Annotated in this window: 6 protein-coding genes and 2 pseudogenes; all 8 read right to left on the bottom strand. The window is 40.5% G+C overall.

Features of this window, described 5'->3' with window-relative positions; genetic code table 11:
* Window positions 1-815, bottom strand: a pseudogene (locus ACE01R_RS17410) (terminase); the annotation flags it as partial.
* Window positions 812-1,309, bottom strand: a complete 498-nt coding sequence (locus tag ACE01R_RS17405) for a DUF2280 domain-containing protein (RefSeq protein WP_395552752.1) — start codon at window positions 1,307-1,309, stop codon at window positions 812-814. The pseudogene ACE01R_RS17410 and the gene ACE01R_RS17405, both read right to left, overlap by 4 nt.
* A gap of 45 nt (window positions 1,310-1,354) precedes the next feature.
* Window positions 1,355-1,984, bottom strand: coding sequence for a putative metallopeptidase (locus ACE01R_RS17400; protein ID WP_395552751.1), 630 nt, complete (start codon window positions 1,982-1,984; stop codon window positions 1,355-1,357).
* A pseudogene (locus ACE01R_RS17395) lies at window positions 1,981-2,475 on the bottom strand (hypothetical protein). The gene ACE01R_RS17400 and the pseudogene ACE01R_RS17395 overlap by 4 nt, the downstream one beginning before the upstream one ends.
* A 27-nt stretch (window positions 2,476-2,502) precedes the next feature.
* Window positions 2,503-2,853 (bottom strand): hypothetical protein, encoded by a 351-nt coding sequence (locus ACE01R_RS17390; protein ID WP_395552750.1) that lies wholly within the window; start codon window positions 2,851-2,853, stop codon window positions 2,503-2,505.
* Window positions 2,854-2,885: 32 nt separating this feature from the next.
* Entirely contained in the window at window positions 2,886-3,161 is a 276-nt protein-coding gene (locus ACE01R_RS17385; protein ID WP_395552749.1) for a hypothetical protein, read from the bottom strand.
* Window positions 3,154-3,327: a hypothetical protein gene (locus ACE01R_RS17380; protein WP_395552748.1), complete on the bottom strand. Its 174-nt coding sequence runs from the start codon at window positions 3,325-3,327 to the stop codon at window positions 3,154-3,156. Before ACE01R_RS17380 ends, ACE01R_RS17385 begins: the two co-directional genes overlap by 8 nt.
* Window positions 3,328-4,128: 801 nt before the next feature.
* On the bottom strand, window positions 4,129-4,545 hold the full coding sequence (locus ACE01R_RS17375; RefSeq protein ID WP_395552747.1) for an antiterminator Q family protein: 417 nt from the start codon (window positions 4,543-4,545) through the stop codon (window positions 4,129-4,131).
* Between the last annotated feature and the right edge of the window lie 81 nt (window positions 4,546-4,626).

Raw genomic sequence — 4,626 nt, 5'->3', positions numbered from 1 at the left:
TTCTTATCAGGATTAGCTCTCCAAGGCATAGTAAAGACGGCGTAACGACCGCTAAAACGATCCTGGTGAAAGCGATCGCCGATACCATTGGGAGTAGACCCTTTGATATGAACGTTTGTGTTTTGGGAAATTGCAGCATCTACCGCTTCTTGACGCTCTACGAATGCCCATTCATCCAGAAAGTACATTGTGGTACGACCACCACGGCCAATGTTGTCACCAGCTTCACCGGTAACGGTTGCGCCGTTGTCCGGGTTAATGATTCGCATGTAGTTGTCATGTACTTTTTCAACAAAGCCCTTCGGTTTCATCCAGTCTGGCAACTTGGAAAACATGTCCCGGAACTTATGCAGCAATGTCTTGGGGTCACCCTTCTTATCGACCAGGTCCTCTTTACGACTACCAACACCTCCAGCAAAGCCTTCGACAAATAACCACCGATGCAAGTAAAAGCCCAAAACTACATAACTCATCCCTTCATCACGGCTTTTTTCAATCAAGCCATGTGTCTGGGTGCTTTCACGTTCAATCAACCAATCTACGAGTTCAACCTGACCAGGGCGCAAGACAAAAGGAATATTTGCCGGCAATCCAAAAGGCATACCCCGAGGATCATAGGTCCATACCCAGTGATTAAACCAATGTGCAGGATCGTTCTTACATTTGTAGATTTCAGCCTGAATACTTAGCTCATTCTGTTCTATCAGCATTCGGTAGTAATAACGCCGTGTCATTTCTTCAATGACTTCTGGCAGACGTGTGTTGATCGTCCACTCTTTAATTAGTGGCGCTATATCTTCGATTGCATAAGTCATAACTTGCCATTAATTGCTAAACGCGAAAGCTCTTGTGCAGATAGTCCTTTAAGCTCATCTGGTGTGAATTGATGTGTTGATTTAGTTTCTTGCTGAATAGGCCCACCGTCTTTACCGGTAATCTCTATTTTCTTCTCATAAAAACCCTTCATGATCTTTTGAATCTGATCGGTAAGTTTGGTTGCCATGACCACGTTATATTTATTCTTAAAGAGAAGGTCGCTTAGGATTTTCAGCTGAACAATGTCATTTGCTGCTGGAATATTTTCAAGTGGCTGGCTTAAGTATTCTTTTCGAGTTGTCTCGAATTCTTCCCTTAATTCCTTACTTAAATCTTTGCCCGCTCGTTTTGTTGGATCATAGCCTTCGATATTCTGAGGCTTTAATTCAATCCCAAAAATCTCTTTGAAATCTTTTGCTACTTCAGTAGGTGTATTAAAGACAGCAAGGGACTGAACTATATAGATTTTTTCAGCCTTTCTTAGCCTAGCCATAATTCACCTTTTATCAAAGTACATCAAAGAAGGTGACCAAAAAAATTAAGCCAACTTCAATAAACACGTACCGCATGCATGAGCAACATTAGCTCTGGAAATTGTTGGACCATCATTTGCAAGCTCTACCATTTTTTGGACTGATTCAGATGCCCCGTAACGCTGAACAACACCATGGAATTCTTCAACGTCGTGACCGCGTAAATAATATTTATATTCACCAGTAGATTGACTCACAACGTAGTTCCCATCTTCATCACGCTTAGCGCCGATGTGATACAACTCATGCTCAATCAAGGAACAAAAATCAACATCACTGGCCTTATGTGCAAACCATGCATCGATAGTGATAATGAATTTAGGCACACACCCAAACCAATCAATCATCTGTTTTTCTTGTCGAGCCTTACGCCAACCGCCTGCCATTGGTGCAAACTTTTCAGTCTGACCTAATACCACTTGCTCAGCCTTAATAAAACCTTTCGAAGCCCATAGCACTTTGAATAAATCATCATCCCATGGAGAAATATGAGCATGATCCGGGTTATGCAGTTCACCTTGATCATCAATAAAGGTTTGCAATATCCAGTCTTTCAACTCATGTGCTGGTTCAAATCCCATTGGATCAAGCGGATCAATATTCAGTAAGGCATCTGGCGGCATTGGTCTATTCATTGACTCATCTCCATCACATATTTAAGATCATCAGGACAAGTCAGCTTCACACCATCTTTCAAGCACCACATCTCAATATCATTTAAGAATTCCGCCATCTACTTTGTTGTGGCTTCTGTAATACTCATTCGATTTGATACAAACTGTCTTAACGGTTCATAACCTGGACTACCTGGCTTTTTAAGATCACGCATGACCTTAAATGTTTCTGGATACTCACCCACATTGTCACGGTTAAAAATGATCGACAGATATTTGTATTTGAAGAAAGCTGCCGATTCCTCTTTATCCAAACCGCGCTGCTTTCCATACTCAGTCATCCATAGCCAATAGAGCCTGCGCTGAGCATCCGAAAGCTTATCTTCCTTCTGATCTATCACCACACGTAAAGGCTTACCCTCATTAATCGCCTGAGTATAATTGGTGTGCATAAAGTTAATGGCTTTGGTGATGTCGGCATGGGAGTTGATAGGAAATACGGATTTTTGCATTTCCTATCTCCATAAAATTGTGTTTGATTAACGACTTGCTAAGTATTTTTTGAAATCCGGTATAAATTTCTCAAGATTTTTAAATGCGTCAATTTTTTCGCCCACAATCAATTGCTCTAACTCATATTGATTCGCCCAAACAAATTCGTATTTATTATTTATTTCATCAGTCGTAATGACACGTGCACCCCAGAGTATCTCACACCCATCTTCAGCAAATACTGTTTGCGGTATACCTTGTATATTTATTTGCTTTAATTCATACAGAGTATCTTTAGACATAAAAACAATATTGATTGCCCCATTGCCCTTATACGCATGTCTTGATTCTCTTATGAGGTCTTGCGTCTCTAGGTATTCTGTTGTATTGCTGTTCATTTTTTGTTTAACCTAATATTATCTAAGAGATTTCAAAATACACTATTATCTTCTAGACTCAACATCCGATTAGTCTTCACCAGCCACTGATCAAACATTGCTTCACTCTCGGCCCGGTTACCCAATTCAAACCGGTCAAATCTCCCATGGCATGAATGACACAACGGTACCGTGAACTCATCACTGGCTTTAATCGATCTACCCTTGCCATGCTTAGCACTGTTTGAATGAGCTGCCTGGCTATGTGGATTACCGCACCTTACACACGGCAATAATCGAACCGTAGCCAGTCTTTTTGAATCACGCATACAATGCAAAGCGCAAATTCTTAATACGCTCTTTCAACTTAATCATGATGCCGTCAATTGCCAGCAACTCATTTCGAGTCAACCCGGACCGGCTAAGATTCTGATACTTAGACAGCTCAGCACTGCAAAATTCTAAGTCTTGTTTCGCTTGTACTTTGTCTGTCATGGAATCACCATTTAGATTATTTTTTAATCAATTTAGTTATAAAAATCTGAATTATTTTCTGTAAAAAGAAAAACCCCGCCAATAATGCATATTTAGCGGGGTCTTATGTGCCGTAATACGTCCGGCAAATTATTTAACTTCTTTCAAACAATCCCGACACACCTTGATTTCTTCATCATCAATCGTGTAGTCGATTTCTGTCGCACCATGCAGGCCAAATAAACACATCAATAAACGGAGCATTGCTTTTCTCCATGCAAAAAAAAGCCCACTCATGGAAAGACGATGTGGGCTTATAAACTAAGGACCTTGAAAGGTCATTCAGAAACTACAGCAGTTTCTGTTGGATATTTTGTACACTATTCAAATAATATTCAGTGGCTAAATATACCAATAACTAAAATATTATAAACTTAATCAATATTTTAGAAAAACTTAATTGATGATTTATTAAATATTAAAAAGCCATCTTCGCGTGGCCAGACGCTACTCACAATCACACAAACCTAACATGCACGGTCTACTTTACTTGCTTTCAATCACTTTAAGTTTGGGTTGTCACACCCACGCTAGGTTTTTACTCAAAGGCATGTTCTGCTAAGCGACACCAAAGCAGGCTGAACCACCACAGTTCAATATACTCACCCCATTGGTTAGGTGGGCTGCTACTCTTTTGGAATGAAAGTGAGTAGAACTTTCAGGCATTAAAAAAGCCCACCTTTCGATGAGCTTTTTTTTAATCGGTGCAAATCATAACAACTTGCCACCATACACTAAATATAGACAAACATGGCTGCCAAGTCAATCACTTAAAACTTCTATTTTTCCATCAAGATACGCTAATCCTTTCTCAACCTCGGCGCGTACTTTTGCTCTACTGCATCCATGAGCATTTGCAATAGACTGATCAGACCAATCATTCTCAAATTTAAGAATTAAGAACCATGCACGCTCAGCCAAATACTCCCGACTATCACCATGCATCTTTGCAAGCATCTGACTAACCTGCACCCCTTCAACGTCACTGATTTCACAAGGCATTGATACCTTGCTTGATCTCACCCGGGCCACATCATTTTTATCAATTAAGCCTGCAAGTGGATTTGCTGATACTGTTCCGACTTTTACCGACCTTACCCACAATCCATATTGCTCAAGCCACTGGTGAGCTGAACGCTTAGACCAATCCATTACTTTTGCTTTCACCACTGCATTCATCCCAAATCCCCTACCATCTTCTCAATCTGCTGAATTGCTAAACCTGACTTCACTTGCTCTGTACTAAACCGTATTACCTGG

Source organism: Acinetobacter sp. BSP-28 (genome assembly GCF_044130285.1).
In the GTDB taxonomy this organism is placed as follows: domain Bacteria; phylum Pseudomonadota; class Gammaproteobacteria; order Pseudomonadales; family Moraxellaceae; genus Acinetobacter.
The sequence above is the reverse complement of the archived record's forward strand: the minus strand, read 5'-3'. Positions and strand labels throughout refer to the sequence as shown.